Origin of the sequence: Nocardia fusca NBRC 14340 (genome assembly GCF_001618425.1) — a bacterium.
Classification (GTDB): domain Bacteria; phylum Actinomycetota; class Actinomycetes; order Mycobacteriales; family Mycobacteriaceae; genus Nocardia; species Nocardia fusca.
On record NZ_BDCU01000018.1, the window covers coordinates 382,937 to 402,146 of the forward strand.

Genomic DNA, 19,210 nt, shown 5'->3' on the forward strand with positions numbered 1-19,210 from the left:
GGGAACCGACTGCGCTGGCCGGGAGCAACACAGGGACACGTCAGCAAACGGTATGGACCATATCCATACATCTGCGCGACTAGAGTGCGGCAGGAGCGCGCTCCTGAATCCGTGGCCAGGGCCGCAGTTCACTTCGGAAACCGAGAAGATCCCGATGGCGTGACGACGCCTACATTCATACGCTGTGAGATCAGCGTTGACGCCGAGCCTGGTCGGCTTCTCACGCCGAGGCATTCGCACATATCAGGTTCCACGTCGGCTGATCATACTCACTGTCATCGTCCTCGGCAGCGGCGGCGCTCGACAACCGGAATTGTTAATTCTCCTTGTAGCCCAACCGGTTCCGGCTCACGGCGGGCCTTGGAGCAACATTCCGCATCACTCTGCGGCAGCGGACAGAGCATGGTCGACGGCGCGGGGCCATGCGGCTGATCAAACCAGGCAACTCGGCCGCGCGCCGAGCAGTTCGCTTTTCCGAGCCTTGGTCTGGCACTTTGACTTACCGGGGTTCCGGAGCACCGCCGAAGAATCAACGGATATGGCGTAGCGCCCAGCTGGCGCTGTGGTCAGTGGTTACTGATGTAGATGCCGCGTTGTTTGCGGGTCGGATCACCGCGGGCGGCCCAATAGGGGGTTCCTGTAGCAATCGCCGAATTTCGGGCGGATATGGCATAGCCGCTGGTCAGGTCACCGGCGGCGATCTGCTCCGGGACCGATGAGACTTGTGAGGTCGCGCATCGCCTGGGGCGACGGCTTGAAGTAGCGGCGCAGGTTCTCCGCGTTCCGGTGTCGGGACTTGGCCATCAGCTCCAGCAGGCTGGCGCCGGCCTCGCCAAGATGAGTGAGGCCGGAGTGCCGGAGCCCGTGTAGGTCCCACCCGGTGCCGGGGCCATCGATGGCGGGGCGGACCCCTTACGTAACGGTCGGTATTTTCTAGGCGGTCACCGGCCGAGCCGTTCGTCGAGGATCCGGGCGATCTCCTCGACCGCTGCCGGATCGGTCATGGCCAGGTGGGCCGCATCGATATCGATATTCGAGATCTGCCCGCCGACGACCGGCGCCCACCCCGCCCAGCCGGCGGCGTCGGGACGGCGGTCCACCGTCGCCGTGAAATACAGCAGGTCGGCGTCGAGAAGCTGTGGCCGCCAGATACTCGCTGCCCGCATGGACTGGTTATAGGCGTCGGTCATCCGCTGGATCATGTCGGCATCGACCGGGAAACCTTCGCCGAGGTGCCGCCTGATGAGGTCGGCCGCCTCCTGCGGGGTCGCGTCCTGGTCCACGAAATCTATGCCCAGGACCGGGCCGAGGTTGCTGATCAATTCGCCGGCGGTGACCGTGACGACCTCCGCGGGATCGATGTGGGCGGCTTCGGCGTCCAGCAGGGCCAGCAGCGCAACCTGCTCCCCCGCCGCCCGCATCTCGACGGCGATCGCGTGCGCTATCTGACCGCCCAGCGACCAGCCGAGCAGATTGTAGGGCCCGTGCGGCTGGACCGTCCGGATCTCGGCGAAGTACCGGCGGGCGGTTTCCTCGATTGTGGCCGGCCCGGGCAGTTCGCCGCCGATCTGGGGTGCCTGGATGCCGTAGATCGGCCGGCCGGGCGCCAGGTACTCGGCGAACGGGCGGTAGCTCCAGGCCAGGCCCGAGGCGGGATGGACACAGAACAGCGGTGGCCGGTCGCCGTCGGCCCGGATCGGCAACAGGACGTCGAAACCGAAGGTGGCGGCCGCGTCGGTCTGTGTGTGGCCGGAGCGCATCCCCGATTCGATACGTTTGGCCAGACCGGCCGGGCTCGGATCGGACAGGATCCAGCTGACCGGAACGTCGTAGTCGAGTTCCTTCTTCAGCTCGCTGACCACCTGCACCGACCGTAGCGAGTTACCGCCGAGGGCGTAGAAATCGTCGTCCGCCCCGACACGGTCCACGCCGAGGACCTGCCCGTAGGCGCGGACCACTTCGCTTTCCAGCCAGGACGCCGGTTCCCGGTATTCACCGACCGCGAACTCCGGTTCGGGCAGGCGCGCGCGGTCGAGTTTGCCCGAGGCCGTGTAGGGCACGGCGTCGAGCACCATGACGGTGCCGGGCACCATGTAGCCGGGCAGTTCGGTGGCGGCGTGGGCGAGGACCGCGGCGGTGTCGAGGGTGGCGCCGTTCGTGGGGACGAGGTAGGCGACGAGCTGGTCCCCGGCCGCGGCGGTGTGCACCGCCACGATCGCGCGGGCGACGCTGTCGTGTTCGGCCAGTACTGCCTCGATCTCGCCGAGTTCGATACGCAGGCCGCGCAGTTTCACCTGGGAGTCGGTGCGGCCGAGGTATTCCAGTTCTCCGTTGGGGAGGCGGCGCGCCAGGTCCCCGGTGCGGTAGAGCCGTTCGCCCGGAGTGAAGGGGTCGGCGACGAACCGCTCCGCGGTGAGCCCGGGACGATCTTGGTAGCCGCGGGCGATCTGGTCACCGGCCAGGTACAGATCCCCCGCGACTCCGGGCGGTTCGGGTTGCAGCCGGCTGTCCAGGACGTAGGCGCGGACGTTCCAGACCGGTGTGCCCATGGGTACGTTGCCGTGGTCGGTGTCGGTGACCAGGTGTTCGGTGGCGTGCAGGGTGAATTCGGTGGGCCCGTACACGTTGTGTAGTTCGGTGTCGGGCAGCACCCGGCGGGCGGCGGATACGACGTCCTGGCCGAATGCCTCACCACCCACGAGCAGCGCCCGCAGCGAGGTCAGTGATCGGGCGGGGGCCGTGTCGGCGAACGCCGCCAGCATGGAGGGCACGAAGGAGGTGAGGGTGACCCGGTGGGCGGCGATGGTGTCGGCGAGGTAGGCCGGATCGGTGTGCCCGTACGGTTGCGCGATGATCATTCGCGCCCCGGCCATCAGGGTGGCGAACAGTTCCCACACCGAGACGTCGAAGGTGGCGGGGGTCTTCTGCAGCACCACATCCTCCGGTTTCAGGGAGTGGGCTCCGATGATCCAGTGCAGTTGGTTGAGCACCGCGCGGTGCGATACGGCTACGCCTTTGGGTCGCCCGGTGGAGCCGGAGGTGAACAGAACGTAGGCGATGTTCTCCGGTCGCAGCGGCGTGCGGCGTTCGCGGTCGGTGACGGGCCCGTCGTCGAAGCCGGAGAGGTCGAGCCCGTCGAGGGTGGACAGTACGACGACGGGGTTCGCGGTGGCCAGCATGTAGTCGATACGTTCGGCCGGGTGGTCCGGGTCGATCGGGACGTATCCGCCGCCGGCCGCGTGCACCGCGTGCATCGCGGTGACCTGATCCAGCGAGCGCGGCATCCGCAGCGCTACCAGCGTGTCGGGGCCGACGCCACGCGTGATCAAGAGCCGGGCGAGGCGGTTGACGCGGGACGCGAACTGCGCGTAGGTGAGTGTCTCGTCCGCCGTGGTGACCGCGGGCAGGTCGGCGTGTCGGCGCACCGAGGCGGTGAACGCGGAGGCGAGTGTTTCGTCCCTTCTGAGGTGGTAGGCGGTGGTGTTGCACCAGATCAGTTCGGCGTCGCGTTCGGTGGGGTCGAGCAGGTCTACGTCGTGGACGGGCTGGGTGGGATCGGTGGCCATCGCGTCGAGTAGCCGCAGCAGGCGGTCGACGATGCCGGTGGCGGTCGCTTTGTCGAACAGGTCGGTGGCATAGGTGAGTCCGCCGCTGATACCGGTCGGTGCGCCGGAGGCATCGTAGGTGTCGGAGACGGTGACCTGCAGATCGAACAAAGAGGTTCCGGTGTCGGCTTCGACGGCCGAGACCGACAGTCCCGGTAGTTCGAAGTCGGTGGTGGTGAGGTTCTGGAAGGCCAGCATCACCTGGAACAGTGGGTGGTGTGCGGGGGTGCGCACCGGGTTGAGTTCCTGGACGAGCCGTTCGAAGGGTACGTCGGCGTGCCCGAATGCGGCCAGGTCGGTGCCGCGTACGTGTTCGAGCAGTTGGGTGAACGACATTCCCGCGGTGAGCCGGGTGCGCAGGACGAGGGTGTTGACGAACATGCCGACGAGGTCGTCGAGTTCGGGTTCGCCGCGGCCCGCGTACGGGGTGCCGATCGCGATGTCGTCGGTATGTGCGAGCCGGGCCAGGGTGGCGGCCAGGGCGGCGTGGAAGACCATGAACAGAGTGGTGTTGTGGGCCCGGGCGACTCGCTCCAGTTTCGCGTGGAGTTCGGCGTCGAGTTCGATCGGCATGCTGGCGCCCGCGTAGGACGGGGCGGGCGGACGCGGCCGGTCGGTGGGTAGTTCCAGAAGGGCGGGCAGGTCGGCGAGCTGCCCGGTCCAGTAGTCGATCTGGGCGCGCAGCAGCGAATCGGTGTCGTGCTCGGTGCCCAGTACGGTGTGCTGCCAGATCGCGTAGTCGGCGTACTGCACGGCCAGCGGCGGCCAGGCGGGGGGCTCCTGGTGCAGGCGGGCCGAGTAGGCGGCCATCATGTCACGGGCGAGCGGGCCCAGTGATGATCCGTCGCCGGAGATGTGGTGCAGTACCACGGCCAGGATCCACTCGTCGTGGTCGAGTTCGTACAGCCGTACCCGGAACGGGACCTCGGTGGTGAGGTCGAACACCGTGGAGACGAAGGTGGAGAGCCGGTCCACCAGTTCGGATCGGTCGACGGCGGCGACGGCCATGGGTGGTACAGCGTCGGCGGCGGGCAGTACGACCTGCGCGGGTTCGCCGTCGTGGTGCGGGTAGACGGTCCGCAGTACTTCGTGGCGGGTCATGACGTCGTCGACGGCGGCGTGCAGGGCGTCGATGTCGAGTTGTCCGGTGAGCCGGATGACAATCGGGATGCTGTAGGCGGCGGAGTCGGGTTCGAACCGGTTCAGGAACCACATCCGCTGCTGTGCGTAGGACAGCGGGACGTGGTCGGGGCGGGGTTGGGCGGTGAGCGCGATACGGCCGGTGTCGGCGTGCGATTCGGCGCGGGCGGCGAGTTTCGCGACGGTGGGTGCTTCGAAGATCATCGCGACGGGCACGGACGCGTCGAGCGCGGCGCCGATGCGGGCGGCGACGCGGGTGGCGATCAGGCTGTTGCCGCCCAGTTCGAAGAAGTCGTCGTCGGCGCCGACGGGGCCGTCGGTGCCGAGTACTTCGGCGTACACCCCGGCCACGATCTCTTCGACCGGTGAGGACGGTGCCCGGAACTGCCTGGCCTGCAGGACCGGCGCCGGCAGGGCTTTGCGGTCGAGTTTCCCGTTCGGTGACAGCGGTATCGTGTCGAGCACCATCACCGCGGCGGGCACCATGTAGGACGGTAGCGCCGCGGCGGCCGCGGTGACGAGTTCTTCGCTGGAGATATCCGCGCCCGGTGCGGGCACCACATACGACACCAGCAGGACGGGTCCCACGCCGTCGCGGCGTGGCACGGTGACCGCGAACGATACGTCCTCGCGTGCGCTGAGGACGGCGTCGATTTCGCCGAGTTCCACCCGGAAGCCGCGGACCTTGATCTGGAAGTCGTTGCGGCCGACGAATTCGAGGTCGTGGTCGGCGTTCCAGCGTACGACGTCGCCGGTGCGGTACATGCGTTGCCCGGGTTCGCCGTAGGGGCAGGCGACGAACCGGGCGGCGCTGGTGGCGGTCCTGTTCAGGTAGCCGCGGGCCAGGCCGGGGCCGGCCAGGTACAGCTCCGCGGGTACTCCGACCGGTACCGGTTGCAGCCGGGAGTCCAGGACGAGGGCGCGCATACCCGCGCGGGGGGCGCCGATCCGGACCCGGTCGCCGGGGAGCATGTGGGGGGCGGCGGTGGCCACGACCGAGGTTTCGGTCGGCCCGTACAGTACCCGGAATTCGCGGGTGCCGGCGCGGTCGGTGCCGGCCCACCGGTTCACCAGATCCGAGGGCACTTCCTCACCGCCGGACATGACGACCTGCAGGTCGTCGAGGCCGGCGGGGTCGACGGAGGCCAGCGCGACGGGTGTCACGAAGGCGTGGGTGACGTGCTGGGTGCGCAGCAGGTCGGCGAGTTCGCTGCCGCCGTACATTCCGGCCGGGGCCAGGACGAGGGTGGAGGCGCCGCCGGTCGCGAGCATGATCTCCAGCAGGGAGGCGTCGAAGGACGGGGAGGCGAAATGCAGTATGCGGGAGGTGTGGCCGGTGCGGTGGGCGGTGTGCTGAGCGGCGAGGAAGTCGGCGATGGCGCGGTGCTCGACGGCGACGCCCTTGGGTACACCGGTGGAGCCGGAGGTGAAGATGATGTAGGCGGTGTCGGTGGCGCGCAGCGGTGCGCGCCGGTCGTCGTCGGTGACGGGGTCGCCGGACAGGGTGTCGATCCGCGCGGCGACGGTGTCGTCGTCGAGAACGAGCCAGTTCACGGAGTCGGGGAGTTCGGGGCGCGCCGCCGCGACCGTGACGCCGAGTGCGGCGCCGGAGTCGGACACCATCTGTTCGATGCGGCTCGCCGGGTAGCGGGGGTCGACGGGCACATAGGTGGCGCCGGATTTCACGACCGCCCACCAGGTGATCACCGAGGTCACGGACCGGGTGGCGGCGACGAGTACCGGGTTCTCCGGTCCGGCGCCGTGCCGGACGAGTGCGCGGGCCAGCCGGTTCGATCGGATGTCGAGTTCGCGGTAGGTGAGTGCGGTGTCGCCGGCGACGAGGGCCAGACCGTCGCCGTTGTCGCGGACGGCGGTGGCGAACGCGTCCGGGAGCAGGGCGGGCGCGCCTTCGAGGCGCGGTCCGACACGGGAGACGAGCGTGGTGTGTTCGTCGGTGTCCAGCCAGTCGATATCGCCGACCGGTGTCGCCGGATCGTCGGCGACGGCTTCCAGGACCCGGACCAGTCGCTGCGCGAACCCGGCGACGGTCGATTCGTCGAACAGGTCGCGGGCGAACACCAGCATGCCGGAGATGCCCTGCGCCGCGCCGCCTCTGCCGTAGTTGTCGGAGACGACGAGTTGCAGGTCGAACTGGCACATGCCGGTGTCGACGTCGGCGCGGGACACGGTGACATCGGGCAGCACCACATCGACCGACGACAGGTTCTGGAACGCCAGCGCGACCTGGAACAGTGGATGCCGGTCGGCGGAGCGTTCCGGTTTCAGTTCTTCCACGACCCGTTCGAACGGTACGTCGGCGTGTTCGAAGGCCTGCAGGTCGGTTTCTTTCGTGCGCGTCAGCAGGTCGGCGAAGGGCTCGCCGGGGTGGATCGGGGTGCGCAGGACCAGGGTGTTGACGAACATGCCGACGAGGTCGTCGAGTCCGGGTTCGCCGCGGCCGGCGACGGGTGTGCCGATGACCACGTCGTCGCTGCCGCTCAGGCGGCCCAGTACGGCCGCCAGGGCGGCGTGCATGACCATGAACAGGGAGGTGCCGCGGGAGCGGGCCAGTTCGCTCAGTTTGCTGTGCAGGTCGGCGCCGATATCGAGCGGGACGCGGCCACCGGCCATGGACGCGACGGCGGGGCGGGGGCGGTCGGCCGGGAGGTCTAGCCGGTCGGGCGCGCCGGCCAGTGTGGTGCGCCAGTACTCCAGTTGCGCCGACATGAGCGAGGCGGGGTCCTGCGCGGAGCCCAGGGTCCGGCGCTGCCACAGTGCGAAGTCGGCGTACTGCACCGGCAGGGGTTCCCACAGCGGCGGGTGCCCGGCGGTGCGGGCGGCGTAGGCGCGCATGACGTCGCGGGCCAGCGGGCCCATGGACTGGCCGTCGCCGGCGATATGGTGCACCACCAGGACCAGCAGGTATTCGGTGGTGTGACCGTCGGTGTCGAGGGCGAACAGTTCGACGCGCAACGGCACCTGCACGGTGACGTCGAAGCCGCGGCTCATGAATTCGCTGACCACGTCGGGGATCACGGATGGTTCGACGCGTACGGGTTCCAGGGTGATCTCGGGTTCGTCGAGGATCACCTGTTCGGGTTCGCCGGCGGTCTCGGGGTAGATGGTGCGCAGTACTTCGTGGCGTCGGGCGACGTCGCGCAGCGCGGTGGCGAGGGCTTCGGTGTCCAGGTCGCCGGTCAGCCGCAGCATCACCGGAATGTTGTAGGCGGCGGAGTCGGGTTCGAAGCGGTTGAGGAACCACATCCGCTGCTGTGCCAGCGACAGCGGGACGGGCTCGGGGCGTACTCCGGCGGTGAGAGGTACCCGGTCGCCGCCGGTGAGGGTTTCCGCGTGGGCGGCGAGACCGGCGACAGTGGGTGCTTCGAACATCGACCGCACCGGAACCCGCACGTTCAGGGTGGCTCCGACGCGCGCCACGACCAGTGAGGCGCTGAGCGAGTCGCCGCCGAGTTCGAAGAAGTTGTCGTCGGCGCCCACCCGGTTGATGCCGAGCACATGGCGGAAGGCTTCGGCGACCACGGTTTCCACCGGTGTCGACGGCGCCCGATACTCGTGGGCGGCGAAAACCGGTTCCGGGAGCCGGGCACGGTCCAGTTTCCCGCTGGAGTTCAGTGGGAGTTCGTCGAGAACGAGGACCGCGGCGGGCACCATATAGGCGGGTAGGGCTTCGGTGAGGGCGGCGGACAGTTCCGTACCGGAGACGGTGTGGCCGGGGGCGGGCACCACATAGGACACCAGCACTGCCGGCCGGTCTTCGGTGCTGCGCGGCACGGTCACCGCGAACGCCACATCCGGGCGCGCGCCGAGGACGGCGTCGATCTCGCCCAGTTCGACCCGGTTGCCGCGGATCTTGACCTGGAAATCGTTGCGTCCCACGAATTCCAGGTCGTCGGTGTCTGTGCGGCGCACGATATCGCCGGTGCGGTACATGCGGTGGCCGGGTTCGTCGAACGGGCAGGCCACGAAGCGGGAGGCGCTCAGCCCGGCGCGGCCGATATAGGCGTCGGCCAGGCCCGCCCCGAACAGGTACAGTTCGCCCGCGACCCCGGCCGGTACGGGGCGCAGCCAAGTGTCGAGGACCACGGCCGCGACCGGCCCGACAGGCCCGCCGATGGTGATCGGTTCGCCGGGGGCGAGCGCGGCGTTCGCGGTGGCCCAGATCGTGGTCTCGCTGGGACCGTAGAGGTTGACCATGGCGCGGTCGGGTGCCCACCGCTCGACCAGTTCGGGGCCGACCGGTTCACCGGCGCTGGAGAGTACCCGCAGCTCGCCGAGGCCGTCGTGTGGGAGGGTCGCCAGCGCGGAGGGGGTCAGGAGCGTGTGGGTGATGTGTTCGCGCCGCATCAGGGCGGCCAGTTCCGGTCCGCCGTAGACGTCCGGTGGCGCGATGACCAGCCGGCCGCCGGAGCCGTGCGCCATCAGCAGTTCGAACACCGAGGCGTCGAAGTTGGGTGAGGCGACCTGTAGGACGGTGGAGGCGGGGCCGACACCGAGTATCCGGCGTTGCGCCGCCACCACATCTGGGAGGGCGCGGTGGGCGACCAGGACACCCTTGGGGGTTCCGGTGGACCCGGAGGTGTAGATCACGTACGCCGGATACGCCGGGTGAATCGGGCCGCCGCGGTCGGCGTCGGTGACCGGCGCGGACAGTGCCGGATCGCTGCCGGTGGCCGCCGTTTCGGTGTCCACAATCAGCCAGTCGACATTGTCGGGCAGGCGCGGCCGGGAGGCGGCGTCGGTGACACCCAGGGTGACGCCGGAGTCGCTCAGCAGGAATTCGATGCGGTCGGCGGGCAGGTTCGGATCCATCGGCAGGAATGCGGCGCCCGCCTTCGTGGCGGCCCACACGGTGACGACCGCGTCGAGGGACCGGGGCAGGGCGGCGGCGACCAGGGTGCCCGGGCGGCCGCCGCGACGCAGCAGCAGCCGGGCGAGGTGGTTCGCGCGGGCGTCGAGCTGCCGGTAGGTCAGGGCGACCGGACCGGAGGTGGCCGCGATGGCGTCGGGGTCGGCGGCCACGGTGGCGGCGAGCAGGCCGCCGAGGGTGCTCCCGGGGAGGTGCCTCGTGCGGGGGGCGGGCAGGACCGGGTTTTGCTGGTCGGGCAGGGCGAGCTCGCCGAGCCGGGTGGCGGGGTCGTGGGCGATACGGTGCAGCAGTTCGACGAAGCGGTCGAGGATGCTGTGTGCCTGCGCGGTGTCGAAGGCGTCGTCGAGGAACCGCAGGGTGATGTGCAGGCTCTGCCCGGTCTCGTGCTCGGTCTGTTGCGGGGCGACGACCAGGCTCAGCGGGTACGGGGTGGCGTCGACGCCGGTGATCTCGTCCACGCGCAGGCCCGCGGAGTCGACGAGTTGCTGCAGGGCCGGGCGGTCCACGGGGAAGGATTGGAAGGCGATCGCGGTGTCGAACAGTTCGGTCGTGCCGGCGCTGCGGTGGATATCGGGGAGCCCGACGTAGTGGTGGTCGAGCATGCGGGCGTGCTGGGCCTGCAGCTGTGTCAGCAGTTCCCGCAGTGAGGCCGCCGGGTCGAGCTGGACGCGGACGGGGATCGTGTTGAGGAACATGCCCAGTGTCTGATCGACGCCGGGAAGTTCGGGTGGGCGTCCGGAGACCGCGGAACCGAAGATCACGTCGGTTTCGCCGATGAGGGTGCGCAGGTTCAGCGCCCACGCGGCGGCGACGGCCGTGTTGACGGTGACGGCGGCTTCGGCGGCCACGGTGCGCAGGCGCGCGAGCCGGTCGGCCGGTAGTTCAGCGGTGACCTCGGCGGCGGTGGCGTCGGTCGGTCCGGTGCCGCGGGCGACGCGGGTGGGCGAATTCACGTCCGCGTAGGCCTGCGCCCAGGCGGCCTTGGAGGCGGTGAGGTCTTGGCGGGTGAGCCAGGTCAGGTAGTCGCGGTAGGAGGGGGCGGCGCCGGCGGCGCCGATGTGGTCGGGTGCGCCGTAGTAGTCGAGTAGTTCTCTGAGCAGCAGCGGCATCGACCAGCCGTCCAGGATCACATGGTGGTTGGTGATCAGCAGCCGGGACGCTCCGGATTCGGCGCGGATGAGGGTGAAGCGGATCAGCGGCGGGGTCGACAGGTCGAACCCGGCGGCCGCGTCGGCGGTGGCGATACGGTCCCATTCGGCGGTGAGGTCGTCGCCGCGGACCGCGAGATCGACCTCCTGATACCGGACTTCGGCGTGGTCGAGCACGATCTGGCACGGTCCGGCGGCGGTTTCCACGAACGCGGCGCGCAGGATGTCGTGCCGGTCGACCACCGCCTGCGCGGCCTGCCGCAGGCGTTCACCGTCGACGCTGCCGGTGAAGCCGATCACCGTCTGCACGGTGTAGTTGTCCCCGGCGTCGGGGTCGAAGGTGGAGTGGAAATGGATCCCGGATTGCATGGGCGACAGCGGCCACACATCGGCCAGGGTGTCGTAGCGCTGCTCCAGCTGCTCGATATCGGATCGGGTGAGGGTGACGAGCGGGAAGTCCGCCGGCCGGTAGGCGCGGTCCTCGATACGGTGCGCGCCGCGAGGTAGGTCCTCGGCGGTTACGGCGTCGGTGTCGTGGCGGGCCATCGCGGCGAGGGCGGCGACGGTTTTACCCTCGAACACCTCGCGCGGGGTGAGGGTCAGCCCGGCCGCGCGTGCCAGCGCCACCAGCCGCATCGAGACGATGCTGTCGCCGCCGAGGGCGAAGAAGTTGCTGTCGGCGGAGACGGTGTCGAGGTGCAGGACTTCGGTGAACAGTTGCGCCACGACCCGTTCGGCGGGTGTGGACGGCGGCCGGCCGGGTGTTTCCTCGGCGCGGAACGCGTGCTCGCGCAGCGCCCTGCGGTCGATCTTGCCGACCGGGGTGAGGGGCATCGCGTCGAGTTCCACGATCGCGGCGGGGTTCATGTAGGGGGCGAGTGAACTGCCGAGGTCGTCGCGCAGGGCCGCCACATCCAGGGTGGTTCCGGAAGCGGGTACGACATAGGACACCAGGACCGGTTCTCCGGCCGGACCGTCCTGGGCGACGGTGGCCGCCCGGGCCACGGCGGGGTGCCGGGTCAGGTGGGCGTCGACCTCACCGGGCTCGATACGCAGGCCGTGGATCTTGACCTGTTGGTCGCTGCGGCCCAGGTATTCCAGCTCCGGGCCGCTGCGGCCGCGCACCCACCGCACCGAGTCGCCGGTGCGGTACATGCGGTCGCCGTGGGGTGAGTGCGGGTCGGCGACGAACCGGGAGGCGGTGGTGTCCGGACGGTCGTAATAGCCGTGGGCCAGACCGGATCCGCCGAGATACAGTTCCCCGGCGATTCCGGCCGGTACCGGCCGCAGCCACATATCGAGTACCGCGGCCGTCACGCCGCGGATCGGGCCGCCGATGGTGACCGGTTCGCCGGGGCGCAGCACCTCGGATCCGGTGGCCCAGATGGTGCATTCGGTCGGTCCGTAGTGGTTCATCAGCCGGCGGCCGGGCGCCCACCGGTTCACCAGGTCGGATCCGGTGGCTTCGCCGACGACCGCGACCGTCCCCAGTGCGGGCAGAACGGCCGGATCCATGGTGCCCAGCACCGACGGGGTGATGATGGCGTGGGTGACCCGCCGGTCGCGCAGCAGTTCTTCGAGATCGCTGCCGCCGTACACCTCCGGCGGTGCCACCAGCAGGCAGGCGCCGCTGCTGTGGGCCAGCAGCAGTTCCGAGACGCAGGCGTCGAAGCCCGGTGAGGCGACCTGCAGCACCACCGAATCGGTGGTCGCGGCGAATGCTTCGGCCTGGGCGGCGACGACATCGGCCAGGCCCCGGTGGGCGATATGCACCGCTTTCGGCTTACCTGTCGACCCGGAGGTGTAGATGAGGTAGGCCGCGTTGCCGGGATGCAGGTCGGCGGGGGTGACCGGTTCGATACCGGAATCGGGTGTGCGGGTGAGGTCGGCGATCAGCCAGTCCACCGTGGCCGGGAGTCGCGGTGCGACCGTCTCGACGGTGACGCCGAGCGCGCTGCGGGAATCGGCCAGCAGTTCAGCGAGCCGTTCGGGCGGGTTGGCGGGGTCGAGGGGAACGAACGCCGCGCCGGTGCGGGCCACCGCCCATATCGCGACCGCCAGTTCGGCGGAGCGCGGGACGGCCAGGGCCACGAATGTTTCGGGGGCGGCGCCGCGTTCGATGAGCCGGCGGGCCAGAGCGTCGGCGCGCTGTTCCAGTTCGCGGTAGGTCAGGGTGGTGTCACCGGAGCGGACGGCCGTCGCGTCCGGGTGGCGGCGCGCGGTGGCCGACAGGATGTCGTGCAGGGTGCGTTCGCCGGCCGGTGGCGCGCCGCGGACCGAGAGCAGTTCCGCGTGTTCGGTGTCGCGGGCCGCGGATACGGCCGCGACCCGGCGACCGGGGTCGGTGACGAGCCGGGTCAGCAGCAGTTCGAATCGTTCGAGCAGGGTGCGGGCGGTATCGGTGTCGAAGTGGTCGGTGGCGAAACGCAACGTCACCGTGTAGGTGCTGTTCTCCTCGGTATCGGAGGCGTCCCGCGACGGCGGGGTCACCTGCAGGCTCAGCGGATACGGGGTGGCGTCCTGGGCGTCGATATCGACGAGCCGCAGTCCGGCGGCACCGAGATCACGGGACAGTCCTTCGCGGTCCAGCGGATAGGATTCCAGCACCGTCACCGTGTCGAACATGTCGGCGATACCGGTGGCCCGTTGGAGTTCGGCCAAGCCGATGTGCCGGTGATCCAGCATCGAGGCCTGCTCGGATTGGACGCGGGTGAGCAGGTCGGCGACGGTTTCGTGCGGGTCGGTGCGGACCCGCACCGGCAGCGTGTTGATGAACAGTCCGACCATGTACTCGACGCCCTGGATATGAGGCGGGCGCTCCGAGACCGTGTTGCCGAATACCACATCCGAGCGGCCGGTGAGGGTCGTGAGCAGCAGCGCCCATGCGACCTGGATGGCGGTGTTGGCGGTGACTCCGTGGGTGCGGCCGAGGTCGAGGACCGCGGCGGTGGTCGCGGCGTCGAGCGCGCGGCCGGTCTCTCCGCTGTCCGCGGTGACCGCGCGGCCGGGGCGACCGGTGACGCGTGTCGGGCTCTCGACGCCGGCGAGCATCCGCTGCCACGCCTGGGTCGCCGCGTCGCGGTCCTGGCCGTGCAGCCACTGCAGGTAGTCCCGGTAGGAGCGCGGCGGGGCGAGTTCGGCGGCCTGGTCGCCGGACGCGTACAGCGCGAGCAGTTCGTGGATCAGCAGCGGCATCGACCAGCCGTCGAGCACGAGGTGATGGTTGGTGACCAGCAGCCGGTATGCGTCGACGCCGGTGCGCACCAGATGGAACCGCAGCAGCGGCGGACGAGCCGGGTCGAACGGTGCCGTGGCCGCGACCGCGAGCTCTTGGAAGGCGCGGTCGCGGGCCTCGGTGTCGGGGAGCTCGCCGAGATCGGAGTACTGCCAGTCGGCCCGGGTGTCGCCGAGTACGAGCTGGCGGGGTCCGCCGGCGCTTTCGACGAAGGCGGTACGCAGGCTGTCGTGGCGGTCGACGAGGGCCTGGGCGGCCCGCTGCATCCGGTCCGCGTCGACGTCCCCGGCGAAAGTGAGTGCCGCCTGCACCGTGTAACCGTCGGTGGTGTCGCGGTCGTAGATGGCGTGGAACAGCAACCCCGCCTGCAGTGCGGTCAGCGGCCACACATCGGTCAGCGACGGATAGTCGCGCAGCCAGTGGTCGATCTCGTCCTGTGTCACGGTGACCAGCGGGAAATCCGAGGGAGTGAAGCCGCCCGCGGATTCGGAGCGGATATGGCCGGCCAGGGCGCGCAGCGCCCGCACCCACAGGCCGGCGAGTTCGTCGACATCCGTGGCGTCGAGCACCTGTGCGGCGAACTCCCAGGTGGCGTCCAGTTCGAGGCCGTCGGGTCCGGGTTCGGCGATCGTGTTGATATCGAGCAGCGCGGGCAGCGCCATCCGGGGATCGCTCGTCGCGGTCAACGAGGTGAACTCACGGGTGGGTGTCCACGCCCCCGAATGTTCGCGGACACCCACCCGCCCCAGATAGTTGAAACTGATCTGGGGGTCCGGTGCGCTTCCCAGCTCGGTGCTGCCCTGCGGGTCGAGGCAGCGCACCATGCCGTAGCCGATGCCGTTGTCCGGCACCGCCCGCAGCTGCTCTTTCACCTGCTCGACGGCGCGTCCCGCGGCCGCTCCGCCGGCGAACGCCTCCTCCGGGTCGATATCGCGCAGTTCGAGCCGGATCGGGAACCGGGTGGTGAACCAGCCCACCGTGGCGCTGAGATCGGCGCCCGGTACCGCCTGTTCCTCCCGACCGTGCCCTTCCAGCGAGATCAGTTCCGCGCCGGCGGCCATACCGCGCCGGCGCCGCCACTCACCCAGCGCCAGCGCCAGCGCCGCCAGCAGTGGATCGTTGGCGTTGCCGTGGTAGCGGGCCGGGACGGTGGTGAGCACCGCCTCGGTGATATCGGCGGGAATCCGGATCCGGACGCGGCCCGCCGTCGCCACGACATCGCGTTGCGGGTCCAGGCGGCGTGGCCCGAGCAGGCGGTCGCCCAGTTCGTGGATACCGCGCCACAGGCCGAGTTCCGTCGCGCGCCGGGCGGGCGCCTGTTCGATCAGTCCGTGCGCCCAGCGTCGCACCGAAGTGCTGGGCGCCGGGAGCTGTGGTTCGCCGCCTGCGGTGATCTGCGCCCAGGCCTGCGCGAGATCGGTGAGCAGGAGACGCCAGGACACCGCGTCGACGGCGAGATGGTGGATCACCAGCCACAGCAGGTCGGGGCCGGTGGAGTCCTGCAACCGGACGGCCTGCAGCAGTACCCCGTCGGCGGGGTCGAGCCGGTCCGCGGCCGCCTGCAGGTGACTGTCGACCTCGGCGGCGTCCCGATGGGCCAGGGTCACCGTGGTCAGTGCGGTGGCGGCGTCGACCGTCCCACGGTCGAGGACGTCGACGAACCGGTCCAGTGATTCGGCGCCGCGCAGTACGGCGCGCAACATGTCGTGCCGGTCCAGCACGGCCTGCAGGGCCCGGACCAGATGGGCGTGTTCGATGCCGTCCGGGAGCTGCACCAGAGTGGCCTGCGCGAACCGGTTGTAGTGGCCGCGGCCGAGCATGGCGTGCATGATCGGCGACAGCGGCATCGGCCCGACCCCGCCGCCGGGGAGTTCGGCCAGCCGCGGCTCGTCTCCGGCGTCGGTCGCCACGGCGGCCAGCCCGGCGACGGTTTTGGCCTCGAACACATCCTGGGTGGAGAAACTCAACCCGGCCGCCTTGGCGCGCGCCACCAGCTGGATCGACAGGATGCTGTCGCCGCCGAGCGCGAAGAAGCTGTCGTCGGCGCCGGCGTGCGCGACGCCGAGAACTTCGGCGAACAGGTCGGCCACCAGGTTCTCCCGGGGCGTGGCCGGCGCCCGGCCGGCCGGGGCGGTCCCGAAATCGGGTTCGGGTAGCGCTGCGCGGTCCAGTTTGCCGAACGCGTTCACCGGCAGGCTGTCCAGCGGCAGGATCACCGCGGGAACCATATGCGGGGGCAGGGTTTCGCGGGCGTAACGCTGCAGTTCGACGGTGTCGATCCGGCGGCCGTGCACGGGAACGACATAGGTGGCGAGCACGGTCGCGTCGGCCTTGTTCCGCACCGGTACGGTGACCGACAGGTCCACGTCGGCGTGTCCGGCGAGCGCGGCGTCGATCTCCCCCGGTTCGATCCGGTAGCCGCGGATCTTGACCTGGAAATCGCTGCGCCCCATCAGTTCCAGCGTCATCTCGCCGCTGTCACCGGACCAGCGCGCGAGGTCGCCGGTGCGATACATGCGGTCCCCCGGGTCGCCGTAGGGGTCGGCGACGAAACGGGCCGCGGTTTCGCCGAAACGGTGGCTGTACCCGCGCGCCAGACCCGGCCCGGCCAGATACAGTTCGCCGGCGGTGCCCTTGGGGACCGGTTGCAGGGCGCGGTCCAGCACCATGGCGGAGACGCCGCGGATCGGGCCGCCGACGGTGAGGTCACGATCGGGTTCGATGGGCGCTCCGGCGGCGGTGATGGTGGTCTCGGTGGGCCCGTATTCGTTGTACATCGACCAGGGCCCGGTCCATCGTTCGATGACGTGCGGCGGGCACACGTCGCCCCCGACCACCACGACACGCAGATCGGTGAGCGGCTCGGGGTCGACGGTCGCCAGCACGGCGGGGGTCAGCGTCAGATGTGTGACGCGTTGTTCGGCGAGCAGCCGGGTCAGCGGTTCGCCGCCGATGACCTCCGGCGGCACGATCACCAGGGTGGCGCCGGAGGCGAAGCAGGTGAGGAACTGTTCCTGCGAGGCATCGAAACTGGGTGAGAGAGCGTAGGACACGCGCGCGGCCGGGTCGATACCGTAGGTGTCGCTGCGGTCGGCGATGAGGTTCGCCAGGCCGGTATGGGTGACCTGCACGCCTTTCGGGAGCCCGGTGGATCCGGAGGTGTAGGTCAGATAGGCGAGGTCGGCGGGTCGCAGGGGGCGGATCCGGTCGGCGTCGGTGACCGGATCGGTCGCGTGTGACTCGTATTCGCGCTGGGCGCCGGGATCGTCGAGCACGAGCCGGCGCACCTGCTGTGGCAACCGGTCCGTGTGGTCGCCGACGGTGATCGCCACGGAGGCGCCGCTGTCGGTGACCATGTGCTCGATCCGCGCGGGCGGATACTCGGGGTCGATCTGCACGATGGCGGCACCCGTTTTGGCGACCGCCCAGGCCGCGACCACCGAATCCACCGAGCGTCGCAGCAGGATCGCCACCGCGGTCTCGGGTCCGGCTCCCAGTGTGATGAGATGGCGGGCCAACCGAGAGGATCTGGTGTCCAGTTCGTCGTAGGTCACCGTGTGCCCGGGCGTGGCGATCGCGCTGCCGGAACCGTGGCGGCGGGCGGTGTCGGCCAGGATGTCGGGCAGCAGCCGGGTGCCGGTGCCGTGGGGGCCCCGCACGGGCAGCAGCGCGGCCCGCTCTCGCGCTTCGAGCAGCGGTAGCGCGCTGACCGTGTTCTCTGTTCCGCCGGCGAGGAACTCGTGCAGGAACATGAGGAAACGCCGGTGGTGGCCGGCGAGTTCGGCGGCACTGTAGACGTTCGGGTTGCCCTGGAAATCGATATGGGTGCTGTCGCGGCCCGCGCCCGGATAGATGTTGACGAACAGGTCGGCGGTCGGGCCGGAGGTGAGCACGTGGAGACGACCGGTCGTCTCGCCCAGCACGATCTCGTTGTCCACCATCATGAGGTTCACGGCCGGACCGAACGAGGCCGCCTCGTCCCGGGCGATCCCCATATCGTGGAAGATGTCCTCTTGGCGGTAGCGTTGCCGGCGCAGCGCGCTGGTCAGTTCGCCCTGGGTGGTGTCGATCAGTTCGCCGACGGTGCGGTCGGCGACCCGCACCCGCAACGGCACCACATTGGCGACCATGCCACCCGAACGGCGCAGCACCGCCGAATGCCTGCCCGATACCGGCAGACTCAGCAGCACCTCGTCGCTTCCGGTCATCCGGGCCAGGTAGGCGGCGAACGCCGCGACGATGATCGGGGTGACGCTGGTACCGCGCTCGGTGACCACACTGTCCAGCAGGCGCGCGGTGTCCTCCGGCAGGGAGACACTCACGAGTTCGGGGTGGATGGTGGGTTTGCTGACGCGTCCGCCCAGGCTGACCACGGGCGGGGCGCCCGCGAGGTGTTCGGTCCAGTATTTGCGGTCGTTGTCGAAGCGTTCCGATCCCCGGTAGGCGAGGTCCTGCTCGATGATCTCGCCCAGGTCTTTCGCGGTGGCCGGGGGTGCGTCGGCGCCGTGCACCCACGCGTTGTACAGCTCGGTGATGCGGTGCAGCATCGTCACCGCGGCGAACCCGTCCAGGGCGATATGGTGCGCGCGCTGGTACCACAGGTAGTGGTTGTCGCCCACCTGGTACACGATGCACTTCATGAGGTAGTCGCCGAGCAGGTCCAGCGGCGCCGAATAGTCCTCGACCATGAGGCGGTGCGCGGTCGCGACCGGGTCGGTACGGCGACGCAGATCCACCACCGAGGCCGGTGATCCGGCCGTCTCGTCGACGTACTGGCGCGGTTCGCCGTCGACCTCGATCAGGCGGAGGTGTCCGGGGCCGAATTCGCGGTCGGCGGCCTGGCAGGCCTCCAGGAGCAGCTCGGGTTGCAGTTCGCCGACGATCTCGACGTATTGGGCCACCGAGATCGGCGACGATCCCGCGAGATGCTGTGCGAACCAGATTCCTCGCTGGGCGGCCGACAGCGGAAGGACATCGCGACGGGGCGGGCCGGTGAACGTGACCGCACCCGGGCCGTTACCCGACGCCGAGGGGCCTGTTGTCGTGGACGAACCGATCTCCGATGAATCCGATCGGCCCCGGCCGTCTAAGTTGCGCTTGGACTGGGTCACCTGTCCTCCATTTTCCCGGCATCGGGGGAAACCGGCCTATAAAGCCGGTTCACTGCTCCTGATATGCGCAGGGGATTTCATTG

The 19,210-nt window shown here is 69.8% G+C and carries 1 protein-coding gene; it reads right to left on the minus strand.

Features of this window, described 5'->3' with window-relative positions:
- Window positions 1-941: 941 nt before the first annotated feature.
- Window positions 942-19,127 carry a non-ribosomal peptide synthetase gene (locus NF4_RS11055; RefSeq protein ID WP_232330405.1) on the minus strand — a complete coding sequence of 6,062 codons (18,186 nt, stop codon included), beginning with the start codon at window positions 19,125-19,127 and terminating at the stop codon, window positions 942-944.
- Window positions 19,128-19,210: the final 83 nt, after the last annotated feature.